Here is a 17,666-nt window from a genome sequence, read left to right on the forward strand (position 1 = left end):
ATACCATGTGTGGAATTGTTGGCGCAGTCGCCGAACGTAATGTTACTGCCATCCTGATCGAAGGCCTCAAGCGCCTCGAATACCGCGGCTATGACAGTGCCGGCGTGGCGGTTTTCACCAATGCCGGCAAGCTGGAGCGCATGCGCCGGCCGGGCAAGGTGAGCGAGTTGGACCAGGCCTTGGCCGGCGAGCCGCTCGTAGGTCGCCTGGGCATTGCCCACACCCGTTGGGCCACCCACGGTGCGCCGTGCGAGCGTAACGCTCACCCACACTTCTCCGGTGACCTGGCGGTAGTGCACAACGGCATTATCGAAAACCACGAAGTGCTGCGCGAACAGCTCAAGGGCCTGGGTTATGTGTTTACTTCGGATACCGACACCGAAGTCATCGCCCACCTGCTCAACCACAAGCTCAAGGACCACAGCGATCTGACCACCGCCCTCAAGGCCACGGTCAAGGAACTGCATGGCGCCTACGGACTGGCCGTGATCAGCGCCGGCCAGCCTGATCGCCTGGTTGCTGCACGCAGTGGCAGCCCACTGGTGATCGGCCTGGGCCTGGGCGAGAACTTCCTCGCCTCCGACCAACTGGCCCTGCGCCAAGTGACCGACCGCTTCATGTATCTGGAAGAAGGCGATATTGCCGACATCCGTCGTGAAAGCGTGCAGATCTGGGACGTTGACGGCCAGTCCATCGAGCGTGAAGCCGTGCAATACCGTGACGGTGCCGAAGCCGCTGACAAGGGCGAGTTCCGCCACTTCATGCTCAAAGAAATCCACGAGCAGCCGTCTGTGGTGCAACGCACCCTGGAAGGTCGCCTGAGCCAGAACCAGGTACTGGTCAACGCTTTCGGCCCGCAAGCCGCCGAGCTGTTCGCCAAGGTGCGCAATGTGCAGATCGTGGCCTGCGGCACCAGCTACCACGCCGGCATGGTCGCCCGTTACTGGCTGGAAGAACTGGCGGGCATTCCGTGCCAGGTCGAAGTCGCCAGCGAGTTCCGCTATCGCAAGGTGGTGGTGCAACCCGACACCCTGTTCGTAACCATCTCCCAGTCCGGCGAAACCGCCGATACCCTGGCTGCCCTGCGCAACGCCAAGGAGCTGGGTTTCCTCGGCAGCCTGGCAATCTGCAACGTCAGCATCAGCTCCCTGGTGCGTGAATCCGACCTGACCCTGCTGACCCAGGCCGGTCGCGAAATCGGCGTAGCCTCCACCAAAGCCTTCACCACCCAACTGGTGGGCCTGTTGCTGCTGACCCTGTCCCTGGGCCAAGTACGCGGCACCCTCGCCGAGGGCGTGGAAGCCACTCTGGTAGAAGAACTGCGCCGCCTGCCAACCCGCCTTGGCGAAGCCCTGGCCATGGACGGCACCGTGGAAAAAGTCGCTGAGCTGTTCGCTGACAAGAACCACACCCTGTTCCTGGGCCGTGGCGCGCAATACCCGGTCGCGATGGAAGGCTCGCTGAAACTCAAGGAAATCTCGTACATCCACGCCGAAGCCTATCCGGCCGGTGAGCTGAAACACGGCCCATTGGCCCTGGTGGATGACGATATGCCAGTGGTTACCGTGGCGCCAAACAACGAACTGCTGGAGAAGCTCAAGTCCAACCTGCAGGAAGTACGCGCCCGTGGCGGCCAACTGATCGTCTTCGCCGATGAGAAGGCAGGCATGACCAATGGTGAAGGCACCCACGTGATCAACATGCCGCACATTCACGACACGCTGTCGCCGATTCTCTACACCATCCCGCTGCAGTTGCTGTCGTACTACGTTGCCGTGCTCAAAGGCACTGACGTTGACCAGCCGCGTAACCTGGCGAAGTCGGTGACAGTGGAGTAAGGCTTTCTCGCGTACCTGAAGAGGGGCTGTTTTTAACAGCCCTTTTTTTATGGGTTTGAATTCGCTCCACTCAAGGATGCCAATAATGCAAAGCTCATCAGCGACCGTTCACGCACGTTTGCATAACCGTCGGTTTGCGGTCGCGAACAATACTCAAGGGCTGTCCGGCACGGGGACAGTATTTCACTACCAAGTTGAAGATGGCGTCATTTCAAGCACCTACCAAGGTGGCCGGATTCGCCTGGGCACGCAGGTCGGGCGGGTGACCGGTGCAGATACCATCGAGCTGCTTTATCAATGCGTGACCCTGGAAGGGGAACTGCTCGCGGGGTGGTCACGTGGCACGGTAGACGTGGACCTTCGCGGGCGCACAACGCTGAGTTTCGTTTGGGGCTGGCTATCGGGTGCAACAGGCGGCGGGGAGTCTAGCTATGTCGAGATCGCTGCTGCACCAGTTTCAGATTTTGCTTAAACCCTGAAAGCACCGCAAACCAAGGTGGGAGGGGGCTTGCCCCCGATTGCGGTGTATCAGCCAACCTATACGGTGACTGCCAGCTCGGCTATCGGAGGCAAGCCTCCTCCCACATTTTGATCTTCATTGGTTTTGAGAAAGGGGTGGGTCAGGTCCACCAGTAACGCACAAGATGGAAGAAGATCGGCGCCGCGAAGCACACCGAATCCAGCCGATCCAGCATCCCGCCGTGTCCTTCGATCATATGCCCCCAGTCTTTCACGCCGCGATCGCGCTTGATCGCCGACATCACGATCCCACCGGCAAAGCCCAGCAAGTTGATCAACAGCGCGATCAGGAACGACTGCCAGGGATTAAACGGTGTGGTCCACCACAGCGCCGCGCCGATCAGGGATGACAGCAGAATTCCGCCTACGAACCCTTCCACGGTTTTCGACGGTGACAGATTGGGCGCGATCTTGTGTTTGCCGAACAGCTTGCCGCATACGTACTGCAATACGTCTGACAGTTGCACCACGATCACCAGGTAGGCGATCAGCAACAGGTTGCGGCCTTCGTAGCCGGGAATGTCCAGCGTCAGCAGGGCTGGGACGAAGGACACGCAGAACACCGCGATCATCAGCCCCCATTGCACCTTCGAGGCGCGTTCCAGGAAGTGTGTGCTGTCGCCGCCAAGGGAGGCGAGGATCGGTAGCAGCAAAAACACGTACACCGGGATGAAGATCGAGAACAGCCCATACCAGTCGGCGTAGATCAGCACATATTGCAGCGGCAGGGCGAGGTAGAACGCGGCCACCAGGGCCGGGTAGTCGCTGCGCCGGGTTGGGGTGAGGGTGAGGAATTCTCGCAGGGCGTAGAACGACACGGCATAGAACAACAGGATCACCGCGCCAGTACCGAGCCAGAAGGCGATGCCGATCACCACCACCATCACCCACCAGGCGTTGATGCGGGCGTTGAGGTTGTCGATCACGGCATTGGGGCTGCCACGGGTGCGCAGCTTGAGGATCAGGCCGATCAGCGAGGCGATGACCAGGATCGCGCCTATGCCGCCGAATAACATCAGGGTTTGGCTATCCATTTCAGGAATGCTCCGGGGCAAGGGCGAGCAGGGCGTCGCGGGTACGAGCAAGGAATGCGGCTTTGTCTTCGCCTTCTTCCAATTGCAGGGGAGCACCGAAGCTGGTTGTGCATAACAAGGGCAGTGGCAGCACTCGGCCCTTGGGCATGACCCGGTTGAGGTTGGCTATCCACACGGGCACCAGTTCGGCCTGTGGGTAACTTTTGGCCAAGTGGTACAAGCCGCTCTTGAATGGCAGCAAGCCATCCTCCAGATTGCGTGTGCCTTCCGGAAAAATGATCAGCGAGTCACCGCCTTCCAGCGCAGCGAGCATGGGTTGCAAAGGGTTATCCACAGGCTCCTTGCGCTCGCGGTCGATCAGCACACCGTTGAACACACGGTTGATGATGTAGCGGCGCAGGGCGCTCTTGTTCCAGTAATCACTGCCCGCCACCGGGCGCGTGAACTTGCGCAGGTTCTGCGGCAGCGACGCCCATACCAGCACGAAGTCGCCGTGGCTGCTGTGGTTGGCGAAATAGATGCGTTGCACCGGCACCGGCGCGCACCCCAGCCACAGGCTGCGAGCGCCGGTGACGGTGCGGGCCATGGAAGTAATCAGCGTGGCGACCACGGGTTCGAACATGGGGATTCCTTATCCGGCGAAAGGCAGCCAAGGGCTGGCGAGAATGACGCCCAGGGTCAGCAGCGCTTGCGCGCCCAGCAACCAGGCTTGTTTGCGCAACAGTTTAAGCGCGCCACGACGGCGTTCGCTCCAGGGCCGACCGGCTCGTTTAGGTGATTGCAAGCCAAGGGTTTGCAGGGCCTGGTCGAGGTCCGGTGTGCGTGTGGTGTCGCGGGCGAGCAGGGCAAACAGGTCGGCGTCGAGGGCCACGCGCAATGCCCAGTATTTTTGCAGCAGGCCCAATACGATCATCCACAGGGCCAGCAACAGGCAGATCGTCGAGATACTCGCCAACAATAGCTGGGCAAGGCCGAACAGTACGCCGAGCAGCGTCAGGCCTGTGGATAACTGATCCAGCGAATGGCCACGGCGCAGCAGGCTGGCGACCACCTGGAGTTCCATATCAGCGGGCATGGGGCAAACCCTCCAAAGCTTCTCGGTGCGCAGGATGCAGGACCACGTTGGCCCGTGCTGTACGAATGATAGCCAGCGCTTGATCTATCGTGGCGGCGCGCCCTGTGATCAGCAGCCAGGCGGCAACGGCGGTAGCGCTGCGGGAGTAACCGAGGGCACAGCACACCAGCAAGGGCCCGTGCTGGCGCAGTTGCTCGATAGCCTGCGCGGCTTTCAGGCACTCCTCGGGGGTCGGCGCGATCAGGTCAAGCACTGGCACGCAGGCATACGCACGGCCCTGTGGATTAATCGGCAGTTCGGCGCACAGATCGACAATGGCCTTGAATGAACCTTGCTGGTGCGTTGTGGGAATACGCCCAAGCCAGACGTTATCCACAATCATATCGGGCTGTGGGTGTCTGCGTGTCCATAGGCGCGAGTTGATCCACGCGCCAGCAACGTAAGGGGCATACAGCCAGCGTGCGGCGGGACTAAGACGACCGTCTTCGCGTTTTTGAAAGCCTGACGCGCCCAGCACGATGTAATTGGCTTTGACCAACCCCAGGGATACCGCCGGCCACAGCAGCCACAACCAGCCGCCACCGAGCACGAAAGCAAGCACCGCCAGCATCAATGCACCCAGCCCATAGCGCACTCCCAGGCGCCAGCGTTGGGGATCCCGCGTCAGTCGCGCATTCACCAACGGGCTCGGATGTTCCACCGGCCAAAACCACACGCATAACCACCCCGCGAGGGCGCCTGTGGGTAAGTCGATAAAGTGATGTTGATAAGTGGTCAGCACCGAGAGGCCAATCAGGGCGAACCATCCATGCACCACCCAGCGCCAGAATCCCCGGGTGTGCCGCTGATACATGACCCACAGGATCACCAGCAGCGCGATATGCAGGGACGGTGCCTGGTTGAAGGGTTTGTCAAAACCGGCCAGCACCGTGAATAGCCAGCCGAACACGCCGTCCAGTTCCGGCCGCTCAAAGGTGAAGCGCAGTGGCCAGATCAGGAAGCAACTGACGGCAATAACCTGCGCGCTCAGCAGCCGCAGAGCATGTTGTTTCAGCTCATGACGGGTATTGGGTAACAGCAGCGAGAAGCCGTAGAGCAGGTCAATGGACCAATAGGGCACGATGGTCCAGGCCCAGAACGGCATATGGGTTTCCCAGCCGAATACCAGCGTGCCGACGTCGCTGCGCTGGCTGGTGACCCAGGTGGCAAAGCCGTAAGTGCTGAAAAACAGCGGCGCCAATAGCAGCAGCCAGAGGACCGCTGGTTTCAATAAACCGGGTTCACGCATGTTCAGATCTTCTGGGCCAGGGACACCGTAAAGATGCCCCATTCATCCACGCGCTGGGTGATCTTGCGAAAGCCCGCGGCCTCGACAAGTTGGTCCATTTCCGCCTGGCTGCGGCGACGCATTACCCAAGCTTGGCCCTGGCGGTGGCTGGTAAGCGCGCGGGCTATCAACTCCAGTTGCGGGTGCCATGGCTGGCCGGTATACACCAGGTAACCGCCTGGCTCCACGGCTTCGGCCAAGCCTGCCAGTGAGCCGCCGACCATGGCGTTATCGGCAAACAACTCATACAACCCGGACACCACGGCCAAGGTCGGCTTGGGGTCCAGGGCAGCCAGGTCGGCGCGGTCGAACGCATCGCCTTTGACGAACTGGGCGATGTCCCCCAAGCCCTTCTCGCGAATCAGCGCGCCACCGTCGCGCACGTTGATGTCGCTGTAGTCGCGCAGCAGGATCGACTCCGGCAACGGCGATACGCCCTGCAAGGCTTCAAGGATGTAACGGCCGTGGCCGGCGGCGATATCGACGATACGGACCTCGCGGTGCTCGTCACGCAGCTTGGTCATGGCCAAGCGCAGCAGTTCCTCGACGTTCAGCTTGCGCTGGCGGATACCGCGCCAGCCAATGGAGTTGAGGTAGTTGGTGTCGATCATCCGCCCCAGCCCGCCCTTGCCGGTAGGCTTATTGCGATACACGTAGTCCAGCGTGCTGCCGGAGTCGAAACCGGTGTCGAAGCCCAGTTTCACGCCGTCCGACAGGTTCTTGCCCAGGCCCATGCTGGCGCGGGTCATGCGCCAGTAGAGGTCGCGCAGGGAATTGCGTGGCAGTGGCGCGGCGAGGGATTCGGATTCGGCGCAGGTGGCGCCAAGTTTGTCGGCGTTCAGTAGAGATGCGCGGTCCAGCGGGTGTGCGAAGTTCTGCAAGATAAAGCGTTTGGCGCTGCTCACGGCCACGGCTCGGTCACGTTCACCGAGGGTGTCGTGGAAAAACCCGGGGAGGATATGCAGCTCTTTTTTTAGGCTGCCGAGGCGGTCGAAAAATTGCTGCTGGGGTTTACGGTGCACCACAAAATCGGAGCCGGAGATAAGCAACTGGGTCGGCACCTGGATCGCCTGGGCGTCGGCTACAACCCGATCGGCCGCTTCGTACAGCCCCAACAGCACATTCACCGAAATGGCCTTGGTGATCAACGGATCGCTGTCGTAGGAGGCTACGCGCTCCGGGTCATGGCTGAGGAACTTGGCCTTGACGTAGCTGTTGACGAAAAAGTTGCCCCGAAACCTGCGCATCAAGGCCAGGCCTGGGCGGGCGAAGGGCACGTACAGCTTGACCTTGAAGGCCGGCGAGGCGAGCACCAGGGCGCGGATTTTCGGCGCATAGTCGTGGACCCAGGTGGCCGCGATCACCGCGCCGACGCTTTGGGCGATCACGGCGAAGTTTTGCTCTTCGATGCCGTAGGCGCCGCCGATGTGGTCACAGAAGGTCTGCACATCACGGGCACTGGTGGCAAAGCTGGGGCTGTCGCCGCGCTCGCCGGGCGATTGGCCGTGGCCGCGGGCGTCCCAGGCGAAAAAATCAAACTCCGGCAAGCCCAGTTCATCTACCAGGTGGGCAATACGCCCGGAGTGCTCATGGCCGCGATGGAACAACAGGATTGCCTTGCGCGGCCCGGCGGCGGCCGTAGCCGGCCAATGCCGGTAGAAAAGCTCGACGCCATCATGGGTACTGAAGGTGTGCTCTTGCTGTTCGCGCATCGCAAAATCCTTATGCAGAAGGGGGAGTGTGTTGTTGTTCTTTGAGGCCCTGACGTACCCGGTTGACCAAGGTGTAGGCGAGCAGGGCAGCCACCAGCCACATCACCGCCTCGACCCAGCCGGCGCCGAGCCAGCCCAACGCCACACCGGTAGCCAGCACGCCAAGTACGAAGGCCCGATCACTCTTGCCCATCGGCCCGTCATAGCGACGCGATGCACCCACCATCGGCCCCAGCACCCCGGCGTACTCGCTGAATACCGCCAGCAGCGTCACGAGCAGTACCGGCGCCAGGCTCACGCCGGGTATCAAGGCAAAGGGCAGGATCAACGCGCTGTCGGCAATCACGTCGCACAGTTCATTGAGGTAGGCGCCTAGGCGTGACTGCTGGCCGAACTCCCGGGCGAGCATGCCGTCGACGGCGTTGAGGGCCATACGCACAATCATCCACAGCGGGATCAGCGCAAACAGCCAGAGCTGCTGGGCGAAAGCAGCAATCAGCAAGCCGACCAGCAAGGAAATCACCCCCGCCAGCACGGTGATCTGGTTGGCGGTGGTGCCGTTGTCGTAGAGACGCTGCACCAGGGGGCGCAGCAGGTTCTGGAACCGCGGTTTGAGTTGGTAGATGGAAATCATGGGAGGTGGCGCTTCCTTGTCCGTGGGCCCGCGAAAAACTGTTCAGGAGTGTGCCGACTTATTGCCGCCGACACTAGTGATAGCTCGTGTTTATAGGGGGTTAGTCACAATCCAGAGAACACCGTGAGGCAAATGTGGGAGGGGGCTTGCTCCCGATAGCGGTGCATCAGCCAACCCATCTACTTACTGACCCAATGCCATCGGGAGCAAGCCCCCTCCCACAGGGGATCCAGGCTGAGTTCAAAAGCGAACAAAAATTTCACGCTTCGTGTTATATCGTAACGAATTATGTACACGCGGGCGTTGAGTGGATGCAAGTGGATCTAGAAGCTGACGGCGCTTCGGTAGAGGGCCTTGCGCGTTTTCAGCAAGGGTTGTTCCATGCCCGTCGACTGCGCCAGGCTGGCATCAGCCTGACGACCCTGGCCATCAGTGCTTGGGTACTGGCGTTGTTCGTGGCGTTGTTTGCGCCACTGTCGATCTGGCCGGTGGTGTTGATCAACTGCGCTTCGGCCCTGTTGGTGCTGGTAGCCGGGTTACAGTCGGCCTGGTGGGTGGCCGATTGGCGCGCCCAGGCGCTGGAGGCGCCAAGCGCTGAATTGGTCGAAGAACCCAGCGAGCCCACCACTTGGCACAAGGGCCTGATCAACCGTTTCGGCAATGGTCTGCTGGCCCAGGTCGGCGCGCCGGTATTGTGGTTGGGTGGCTGGTCGCTGCTGGCGTTGGTCAGTGTTACCCAGTTCTGGAACCTGGCCTTGCCCGCTGCGGCCGTCGGTCAATCGGCAAGCATCGGCGCGGCGCTGGCGTTGGCGCTGGCGTTCGGTCTGCTGGTGTTTGAACGTCGCCTCGCCCAGGAAACCGCCGCCCAATGGCCGGAAGCGTCACAGCTGGCGCAGTTGAGCCGGGTGGCAATTATCTGCCTGGTGATCAGTGCAATCTGCCTGCTGTTTGCCAATGCCGAGTCGGTTTGGCCACTGCGCCTGGCGACACTGATCAGCCTGCTGCCGGCACTGGTGGCGTTGGAGTTCCTGCTCAGAGGCGTATTGTCGCTGTTCAGCCCACGCCAGCCGCGTCTCGAACCGCGCTTGATGGCGCAGAGTTTTATCGCCGGCCTGCTGCGTTGGCCGCCACAACCCTTGCTGGCGTTGCAGCATGAATTGCACAACCGTTTCGGTATCGACCTGCGCCAGATCTGGGCCTTTACCTACATGCGCCGAGCGTTTTTGCCGGTGTTGCTGGTGGTGCTGGCGGTCGGCTGGGCGCTGACCGGCGTGCATGAAGTGCCGCTGCAAGGTCGTGGGATTTATGAGCGCTTCGGCAAACCGGTCGAGGTGTTCGGCCCCGGCCTGCATACGGGTTTGCCGTGGCCGCTGGGTCGCGTACTCAACGTGGAGAACGGCGTGGTGCATGAGTTGGCGACCAGCGTCAGCGAAGCCGGCACTGCGCCGTTGGCCGCTGCCGAAGGCCCGGCGCCGTTGATTGCCAATCGCCTGTGGGATGCCAGCCATGTGAATGACAAATCCCAGGTCATCGCCAGCAGCAGCGGCGATAAGCAGGGCTTCCAGATCGTCAACATGGACGTGCGATTTGTCTACCGCATCGGCCTCACCGACCAGGCTGCGCTTGCCGCCATTTACAACAGCGCGGACATACCCACCCTGATCCGCAGTACCGCCAGCCGCATCCTGGTGCATGACTTCGCCTCGCGCACCCTGGACGAATTGCTCGGTGAACAACGCACCAGCCTCGCCGACGAAATTGGTCGCAGCGTGCAAGCCGATCTGCAAACACTCGACAGTGGTGTGGAGATCCTTGCCACGGTGGTCGAAGCGATTCACCCGCCCGCTGGAGCCGCCAACGCTTACCACGGTGTGCAAGCCGCGCAGATCGGCGCCCAGGCCCTGATCGCCCGGGAACGCGGCGCCGCCAGCGAGCAGACCAACCAAGCGCTGTTGCAAGCCAGCACTGCCCGGGATCAAGCCCAGGCCAACGCCCGCGAGGTGAATGCTGGCGCGCAAGCGGCGAACCTACGCTTTACCGCCGAACAAAAAGCCTACGCCGCCGCTGGCCAGGCCTTCGTGCTGGAACAGTACCTGGGTCAACTGAGCCTGGGCCTGGCCCACGCCAAGCTGCTTATTCTGGATCATCGTTTGGGTGCCGGCAGTGCGCCGACGATTGATCTGCGTTCTTTTACTTTGCCCGCCGATCCGTCGGTGCCGCGCAAAGCCGTTCAATAAGGAGTCTGTCTGTTGAGCGCTCATTCTCATGATCACGGTCATCACCATCATCACGGCCACCACCATCACCATCACGGCGATGAGCAGGCGAGCGGGCCTTTTCCTTGGCGTCGTATGGCCTGGGCAGTGTTGCTGGTGCTGTTTGCCGTGGCAGCGGCAAGCCTTGTGCAGGTGCGTTCCGGCGAGGCCACGGTGATTACCCGCTTCGGTAACCCCGCACGGGTGTTGTTGGAACCTGGCCTGGGCTGGCGCTGGCCAGCGCCGTTCGAAGCGGCGATCCCGGTGGACCTGCGCCTGCGCACCACGTCCAGCGGCTTGCAGGATGTGGGCACCCGCGATGGCCTGCGGATTATCGTGCAGGCTTATGTGGCGTGGCAGGTGCAGGGCGATGCCGACAATGTGCAGCGCTTTATGCGCGCGGTGCAGAACCAGCCGGATGAAGCGGCACGGCAGATCCGCACCTTCGTCGGTTCGGCGCTGGAGACCACCGCGGCCAGCTTTGACCTGTCCAGCCTGATCAATACCGATGCCAGCCAAGTGCGCATTGCTGATTTCGAAGCGCAGTTGCGCCAGCAGATTGATCAACAACTGCTCGCCACCTATGGCGTGCGCGTGGCGCAGGTCGGCATCGAGCGCCTGACATTGCCCTCGGTGACACTCACCGCCACGGTTGATCGTATGCGTGCCGAGCGTGAAACCATCGCCACCGAGCGCACTGCGGTGGGCAAGCGCGAAGCGGCGCAGATCCGCTCCGCCGCCGAGCGTGATGCGCGCATCGTGCAGGCCGATGCGACGGTGAAAGCCGCCGATATCGAAGCGCAATCGCGGGTCGAAGCCGCGCAGATTTATGGTCGCGCCTACGCCGGTAATCCACAGCTGTACAACCTGCTGCGCTCGCTGGACACCCTGGGCACCGTGGTTACGCCGGGCACCAAGATCATTCTGCGCACCGACGCTGCGCCGTTCCGCGCCCTGGTGGACGGGCCGAAGGACATCCAGCCATGAGCGAGCGTGACAGCCCGGACAGCCCATGGATCCAGGCCGGGCGCCTGACGTTCCTGGCGCTGTACGCGGTCACCGTGTTGGCGGCGTTGGCCTGGGCCTTTTCCAATGTGCGCCAGATCGACCCGCAGAATCGCGCCGTGGTCCTGCACTTCGGCGCCCTTGATCGCATTCAGAACGCCGGGCTGTTGCTGGCCTGGCCGCAGCCCTTCGAACAGGTGGTGTTGCTGCCGGCGGCGGACCGGGTGATCGAGCGCCGGGTAGAAAACCTGCTACGTTCCGACGCGGCGCTGCAGGCTGATCGCGTGGCCAGTTTCGCTACGCCGTTGAGCGATGCCTTGGCTGGCTCCGGTTATCTGCTGACTGGCGATGCCGGGGTAGTGCAGTTGGACGTGCGGGTTTTCTATAAGGTGACCGAGCCCTACGCTTTCGTATTGCAAGGCGAGCACGTGTTGCCTGCCCTGGATCGGCTGGTGACCCGCAGCGCTGTGGCCCTCACCGCGGCGCGGGATCTGGACACCATCCTGGTCGCCCGCCCGGAACTGATCGGCAGCGACAATGGCGCCGCCGAACGCCGTGAGCGGCTGCGCGGCGACCTGGTGCAAGGCATCAACAAACGCCTGGCGCAGTTGGCCGCCAACGGTTTGGGCCTGGGCGTCGAAGTCACCCGCGTCGATGTGCAATCAAGCCTGCCGGGCCCGGCGGTGAATGCCTTCAACGCGGTACTGACCGCCAGCCAGCAAGCCGATAAAGCCGTGGCCAATGCGCGCACCGAAGCGGAAAAACTCACCCAGAACGCCAATCAGGAAGCTGACCGCCAGGTGCAAGTCGCCCACGCCCAGGCCAGCGAACGCTTGGCCAATGCCCAGGCGCAAACCGCCACTGTCGCCAGCCTGGCCCAGGTCAAAGACCCTGGTTTGCTGTTGCGCCTGTACCGCGAGCGCATGCCGAAGATTCTCGGCCAGGCCGGTTCCGTCACCACCGTCGACCCCAAGGACGACTCCCGCTTGATCATCCAGGGAGCCGAACAATGAGCGCGCCCATGCTGACTTCCGCCGAACAGCGTAGCGCTGCCCGGCAATTGACCCTGGCCATGCTCGCGTTGGGGCTGCTGGTACTGGGCCTGGTATGGCGCTGGCTGGCGCCGGACCAGAGCGGCGTGAGCCAGTTGCTGCTGGGCGTGGCTTCGCTGTTGGTGGCGGTGCCGGTGATGCGTTCGGCCTGGTACAGCCTGCGCTTTCCGAGCCTGCACGGCATTACCGACCAATTGATTGCGCTGGCCATGCTCGGCGCCTGGGCTACCGGCGATCTGCTCACCGCGGCGCTGTTGCCGATCATCATGATCTTCGGGCATGTGCTGGAAGAGCGCAGCGTGATCGGCTCCCAGGAAGCGATCCATGCCCTGGGTAAACTCACCCGCAGCCACGCCCGCCTGGTGCAGGCGGACGGCACCATTACCGAAGTGGATAACGGCACCCTGAACACCGGCGATATCGTCGAAGTGCGCGCCGGTGACCGCGTGCCGGCTGATGGTGTCGTGCTGTCCGGCCAGGCGAGCCTGGACACGGCGCCGATTACCGGCGAGTCGGTGCCATTGGAAGCCGGCGTCGGCGTGCAGGTGTTTGGAGGCGCGATCAATCTCGATGGTTTGTTGCGCCTTGAAGTGACGCGCACCGGCAATGAGTCGACCTTGGGCAAAGTTATCGCACTGATGCAAAACGCCGAGCGTTCCAAGCCGCCGATCACCCGGCTGCTGGAGCGTTATGCCGGCAGCTATATGGTGCTGGTGCTGTTGCTGGCAGCGGTGACCTGGTTTGTCACCAATGACGCCCAGGCCATGCTCGCCGTGCTGGTGGCGGCATGCCCGTGCGCCCTGGTGTTGTCGGCGCCGGCCACGGCGATTGCCGGGATCGCCGTGGCGGCGCGCCACGGGATTCTGATTCGCAGCTCTGCGTTCCTTGAAGAGCTGGCCGACCTGACGTCGCTGGTGGTCGACAAGACCGGCACCCTGACCTTTGGCACTTTGCGCCTGCAGTCTATCGACACCACCGCGCCGGATCGCCAGGCGCTGCTGAACCTGGCGGCCAGCCTCGGCTCGGCGAGCAGTCACCCGGTCAGCCGAGCGTTGGCGGGGTTGGCGACCCAGGAACAAATGCTGGCACTCACCGACATCCGCGAGCGCCAGGGCCTGGGTGTGGTGGCGCAGACCGAGCAGGGCGAAGCGGCGCTCGGGCGCCCGGAATTGTTCGAACAGTTGGGCATCGTCACTACCGGCGTTCCCACCCATGACGGCCCGATCGCCGGGCTGGCGTTGAACGGCGAGTTCCTGGCCTGGATGTTGCTGGCCGACAGCGTCAAGCCGGAAGCGCGCCAGGCCCTGCAAGAACTGCGGGACTTGGGCCTGGGCCGCCAATTGCTACTGACCGGTGACCGCCAAAGCGTGGCCGATAGCCTGGCGCTGGATGTGGGCATCAGTGATGTCGAAGCCCAGGCCCTGCCGGAAGACAAGCTCAACCGCGTGCTGGGGGAAATCAGCAGCGGCTTCCGGCCGATGGTGGTGGGCGATGGCATCAACGACTCCCTGGCGCTCAAGGCCGGTGTGGTCGGCGTGGCGATGGGCGCGGGCGGTGCGGACATCGCCCTGGCGTCGGCTGACGTGGTGTTGATCGGCAGCGACTTGCGCCGCCTGGGCACCTGTGTGCGCTTGAGCCGCCAGTGCCGGCAGACGTTGCAGGTGAACGTGATCATCGGCTTGGGCTGGACCCTGGCCATTGTGGTGTTCGCAGCGTTTGGCTGGCTGGGTGCGGCGGGCGCCATGATCGCGGCGGTGTTACATAACCTCAGCACCTTGCTGGTGCTGGGTAACGCCGGGCGTTTATTGCGCTTCCAGGAGCCGCTGTTGAAGCTTGAAGATTAATTTTCGGAAAAATTTGCTCACAGCTGTAACGCCGATAAGGGGCCTCACTCTAGTGGTGTGTCGAGACTGAGCAATCCGTTCAGACCGGCTCCCCTACCGATTTATGAGGACTACACAATGAACATCAAACAAGCCGTTTCCGGTGCAGCCCTGGCAATCGCTGCAGCTTCCATGTTTGCCGGTGTCGCCACCCAGGTACAGGCTGCCGACGCTTCGGTTCATTGCTACGGCGTCACCTCCTGCAAAGGCATGAACGATTGCAAGACCGCCGAAAACGCTTGCAAAGGCCAGGCTGTCTGCAAAGGCCACGGCTTCAAGACCATGACCAAGGCTGCTTGCGACGAGGCTGGCGGCAAAGTCGGCGAGTAAGCGACAACCGAGTGCAACCGCAGCGGTTCAACTCCACCGCTGTGGACACTTTGCGGGAGTTCATGATGAGCAGTTCCTTCCCCTCCCTGGGTTACGGCCTGGGTTTACGCAACGAATACTATGAGCAGATCCTGGCGCAATCCCCTGCGGTGGATTGGTTCGAAGTGATCTCCGAGAATTATCTGGTGCCGGGCGGCAAAGTCTTGTACTACCTGGATGCCATAGCCGAGCGCTATCCCCTGGTGATGCACGGGGTGTCCTTGTCCATCGGCGGGCCCCATGCCCTCGATACCGATTACCTGGAGCAAATCAAACAGCTCGCCGAGCGCATCCAGCCGGCGTGGATTTCCGATCACCTGTGCTGGAGCCGCGGCAACGCGCACCAGTTGCATGACCTGCTGCCTCTGCCCTACACCGAAGAGAGTCTCTACCACGTGGCCGGCCGTGTGCGTCAGGTACAGGATGTGTTGCAGCGCCCGCTGGTACTGGAAAACGTCTCCAGCTATGTGCGCTCCAAGGCCGATGACTTTACCGAGTGGGAATTTCTCAACGCCCTGGCCCACCTGAGCGGATGCCAGTTGCTGCTGGACGTCAACAATGTCTATGTCAGTTCGCGTAACCATGGGTTCGACGCCTGGACGTTTATTCGCAACCTGCCGCCCCAGAGCATTCGCCAACTGCACCTGGCAGGGCATATGGACTACGGCGACTATGTGGTCGACACCCATGACCATCCGGTGTGCGACCCGGTGTGGGCGCTGTATCAGCAGACCCTGGAGCGTTTTGGCCCAGTGTCGACACTCTTGGAGCGCGATGACCATTTCCCGCCGTTCGACGAGTTACTCACCGAATTGAACAAGGCCCGCGAGCTGGGTGCCAGTGCCTTGGCCCGGAGATCGCTATGCGCCTGACCGACTGGCAATTGGCTTTTGAGCAGCATCTGTTATCCGAAACGTCCGTCGCCAAGAGTGGCTTTGTCGCCACCTTGCTGGGTGGGCCGACGCTGGATGTAGGCACGGGGCTGGCCATTTATCACAACGCCTACCTGTCGCGATTGCAGGAAGTGCTGCGCCATGACTTCGGCGCCATCTGGTATTGGCTGGGAGATGATGAGTTTGCCTTGCTGACCCAAGCCTATATCCGTCGATATCCCTCGGCCCACTATAGCCTGCGCTGGCTGGGTGAACGCTTTGCAGTGTTTATCCTTGAGCACCTGGTCGCAGAACAAAGTGCGCCGCTGGCTGAAATGGCGCGCTTGGAGTGGGCGTTCACCCTGGCGTTTGATGCGCCCCAGGGTGCGCCGCTGACCTTGAATGACATGGCGCAACTGGCGCCTGAAGACTGGCCGGCGTTACAGGTCACCCTCGCGCCCTCAGTGCAGCAGTTGCTTTGCCGTTTCAATACGGTGGCGATCTGGCGCGCCAGCAAGGAGCAATTGGATTTCCCCGGCAGCCAAGCTCTGAATCTGGCGCAACTCTGCCTGGTGTGGCGCCATGAGAATGTGTGCCACTACCGCAGCCTGGAGCCCGGAGAAGCCTGTGCACTGGCGGGGATGGTGACCACCGGTTGGAGTTTTTCAGAACTGTGTGCGCAGTTGGCAGTCACTTATGAAGAGGGCGCACCACTGCAAGCGGCCACATGGCTGAAGCAGTGGATCCAGGACGGTTTGCTCGAGCGACAAGTGCCATAGAAAGGTGCTATCGATCGATAGCTTCCTACTTTGTTTAGGATGGTCTACCCTCACAGCAGACGTCTGAAACAAGGGGGGACTACTCATGCTCGCGCAACTTCCACCGGCCTTACAGAATCTTCAGCTACCGCTGCGTCTTCGACTCTGGGACGGCCATGAATTCAACTTGGGCCCCGAGCCCAGTGTGACCATCGTGGTCAAGGATCCCACGGTCGTGTCCAAGCTGAGCCATCCAACGCTCGACTCTCTGGGCGAAGCTTTCGTCGAAGGCAAATTGGAGCTGGAAGGCTCCATCTCCGAAGTGATCCGGGTCTGTGATGAATTGAGTCACGCCTTGGTCGATGATGACGAGGGCAGCCGTCCGGTGCGCTCTATCCATGACAAGGCCACCGACGCGGCAGCCATTTCCTATCACTACGACTTGTCCAACGAGTTCTACCAGCTCTGGCTGGACCAGGATATGGCGTATTCCTGCGGTTATTTCGAAACCGGCAGCGAATCCATCGACCAGGCCCAACAGGATAAATTTCGCCACCTGTGCCGTAAGCTACGACTGCAGCCGGGTGAGTACCTGCTCGATGTGGGCTGCGGCTGGGGCGGACTGGCGCGCTATGCGGCGCGGGAGTTCGGGGTCAAGGTGTTTGGCATCACCCTGAGCAAGGAACAGCTGGCGCTGGCCAAGGAGCGCGTAAAAGCCGAAGGCCTGGAAGACCAGGTCGACCTGCAACTCCTTGATTATCGCGACCTGCCCCAGGACGGTCGTTTCGACAAAGTGGTGAGCGTGGGTATGTTCGAACACGTCGGCCACGCCAACCTGGCGCAATATTGCCGAACCCTGTTTGGCGCCGTACGCGAAGGTGGCCTGGTGATGAACCATGGCATTACCGCCAAGCACACCGATGGCCGCCCAGTAGGCCGCGGCGCCGGGGACTTTATCGAACGCTACGTATTTCCCAATGGTGAGCTGCCGCACCTGGCGATGATGACCGCTGAGATCAGTGAAGTCGGGCTGGAAGTGGTCGATGTCGAAAGCCTGCGTTTGCACTACGCACGCACTCTGGATCATTGGAGCGAGCGCCTGGAAGACAACCTGGAAGCGGCGGCGAAGATGGTGCCGGAGCAGGCGTTGCGCATCTGGCGTCTGTACCTGGCCGGTTGCGCTTATGCGTTTGCCCGGGGCTGGATCAACCTGCACCAGATCCTGGCGGTGAAACCTCACGCCGATGGCAGCCATGAACTGCCCTGGACGCGGGAAGATCTCTATCGCTAACCCGTTTTCCAGAACACTGGAGATCCAAATGTGGGAGGGGGC

The 17,666-nt window shown here is 61.9% G+C and carries 16 protein-coding genes; 10 read left to right on the plus strand and 6 right to left on the minus strand.

What is annotated here, in order from left to right; all coding sequences use genetic code 11:
- Positions 1-5 precede the first annotated feature (5 nt).
- Positions 6-1,838 carry a glutamine--fructose-6-phosphate transaminase (isomerizing) gene (gene glmS, locus NMB39_RS00105; protein ID WP_494339741.1) on the plus strand — a complete coding sequence of 611 codons (1,833 nt, stop codon included), beginning with the start codon at positions 6-8 and terminating at the stop codon, positions 1,836-1,838.
- Positions 1,839-1,923: 85 nt separating this feature from the next.
- On the plus strand, positions 1,924-2,310 hold the full coding sequence (locus tag NMB39_RS00110; RefSeq protein ID WP_057023246.1) for an avidin-fold protein: 387 nt from the start codon (positions 1,924-1,926) through the stop codon (positions 2,308-2,310).
- Between the two features lie 148 nt (positions 2,311-2,458).
- On the opposite strand, the gene NMB39_RS00115 is transcribed toward NMB39_RS00110, so the two are convergent.
- From NMB39_RS00115 to NMB39_RS00140, 6 genes are read right to left on the minus strand one after another with little or no spacing between them, the layout of a single operon-like run.
- Complete coding sequence (locus NMB39_RS00115; RefSeq protein ID WP_043048213.1) at positions 2,459-3,391, minus strand: phosphatidate cytidylyltransferase; 933 nt, start codon at positions 3,389-3,391, stop codon at positions 2,459-2,461.
- A 1-nt stretch (position 3,392) separates the two neighbouring features.
- A complete protein-coding gene (locus NMB39_RS00120) occupies positions 3,393-4,013 on the minus strand; it encodes a lysophospholipid acyltransferase family protein (RefSeq protein WP_057023247.1) in 621 nt (206 codons plus the stop codon).
- Positions 4,014-4,022: 9 nt separating this feature from the next.
- Positions 4,023-4,466 carry a hypothetical protein gene (locus NMB39_RS00125; protein WP_057023248.1) on the minus strand — a complete coding sequence of 148 codons (444 nt, stop codon included), beginning with the start codon at positions 4,464-4,466 and terminating at the stop codon, positions 4,023-4,025.
- Entirely contained in the window at positions 4,456-5,754 is a 1,299-nt protein-coding gene (locus tag NMB39_RS00130) for a phosphatase PAP2/dual specificity phosphatase family protein (protein WP_494339740.1), read from the minus strand. The genes NMB39_RS00125 and NMB39_RS00130 overlap by 11 nt, the downstream gene beginning before the upstream one ends.
- Positions 5,755-5,756: 2 nt before the next feature.
- Positions 5,757-7,505 (minus strand): bifunctional alpha/beta hydrolase/class I SAM-dependent methyltransferase, encoded by a 1,749-nt coding sequence (locus NMB39_RS00135; protein ID WP_464006684.1) that lies wholly within the window; start codon positions 7,503-7,505, stop codon positions 5,757-5,759.
- Positions 7,506-7,515: 10 nt separating this feature from the next.
- The gene (locus NMB39_RS00140) at positions 7,516-8,139 is read right to left on the minus strand and encodes a CDP-alcohol phosphatidyltransferase family protein (protein WP_057023251.1); all 624 of its coding nucleotides are present in this window, start codon (positions 8,137-8,139) and stop codon (positions 7,516-7,518) included.
- Positions 8,140-8,450: 311 nt separating this feature from the next.
- Here NMB39_RS00140 and hflK (NMB39_RS00145) point away from each other — a divergent pair, with 311 nt between their 5' ends.
- The 8 genes from hflK (NMB39_RS00145) (at position 8,451) to cfaB (ending at position 17,624) form a co-directional block, all read left to right on the plus strand.
- On the plus strand, positions 8,451-10,376 hold the full coding sequence (gene hflK / locus NMB39_RS00145) for a protease modulator HflK (RefSeq protein WP_494339739.1): 1,926 nt from the start codon (positions 8,451-8,453) through the stop codon (positions 10,374-10,376).
- A 9-nt stretch (positions 10,377-10,385) separates the two neighbouring features.
- Positions 10,386-11,381 carry a protease modulator HflC gene (gene hflC, locus NMB39_RS00150; protein WP_164484868.1) on the plus strand — a complete coding sequence of 332 codons (996 nt, stop codon included), beginning with the start codon at positions 10,386-10,388 and terminating at the stop codon, positions 11,379-11,381.
- On the plus strand, positions 11,378-12,412 hold the full coding sequence (gene hflK, locus NMB39_RS00155; protein ID WP_464006686.1) for a protease modulator HflK: 1,035 nt from the start codon (positions 11,378-11,380) through the stop codon (positions 12,410-12,412). The genes hflC and hflK (NMB39_RS00155) overlap by 4 nt, the downstream gene beginning before the upstream one ends.
- Complete coding sequence (locus NMB39_RS00160; protein WP_494339738.1) at positions 12,409-14,295, plus strand: cation-translocating P-type ATPase; 1,887 nt, start codon at positions 12,409-12,411, stop codon at positions 14,293-14,295. Before hflK (NMB39_RS00155) ends, NMB39_RS00160 begins: the two co-directional genes overlap by 4 nt.
- A 117-nt stretch (positions 14,296-14,412) precedes the next feature.
- Positions 14,413-14,664 (plus strand): BufA2 family periplasmic bufferin-type metallophore, encoded by a 252-nt coding sequence (gene bufA2, locus NMB39_RS00165; protein WP_198719461.1) that lies wholly within the window; start codon positions 14,413-14,415, stop codon positions 14,662-14,664.
- 65 nt (positions 14,665-14,729) lie between these two features.
- On the plus strand, positions 14,730-15,575 hold the full coding sequence (gene bufB / locus NMB39_RS00170; RefSeq protein WP_494339737.1) for an MNIO family bufferin maturase: 846 nt from the start codon (positions 14,730-14,732) through the stop codon (positions 15,573-15,575).
- A complete protein-coding gene (locus NMB39_RS00175) occupies positions 15,566-16,354 on the plus strand; it encodes an HvfC/BufC family peptide modification chaperone (RefSeq protein ID WP_494339736.1) in 789 nt (262 codons plus the stop codon). Before bufB ends, NMB39_RS00175 begins: the two co-directional genes overlap by 10 nt.
- Positions 16,355-16,439: 85 nt before the next feature.
- On the plus strand, positions 16,440-17,624 hold the full coding sequence (gene cfaB / locus NMB39_RS00180) for a C17 cyclopropane fatty acid synthase CfaB (protein ID WP_057023259.1): 1,185 nt from the start codon (positions 16,440-16,442) through the stop codon (positions 17,622-17,624).
- The last annotated feature ends 42 nt before the right edge of the window (positions 17,625-17,666 follow it).

It is taken from the genome of Pseudomonas sp. FBCC-B545 (assembly GCF_059134095.1).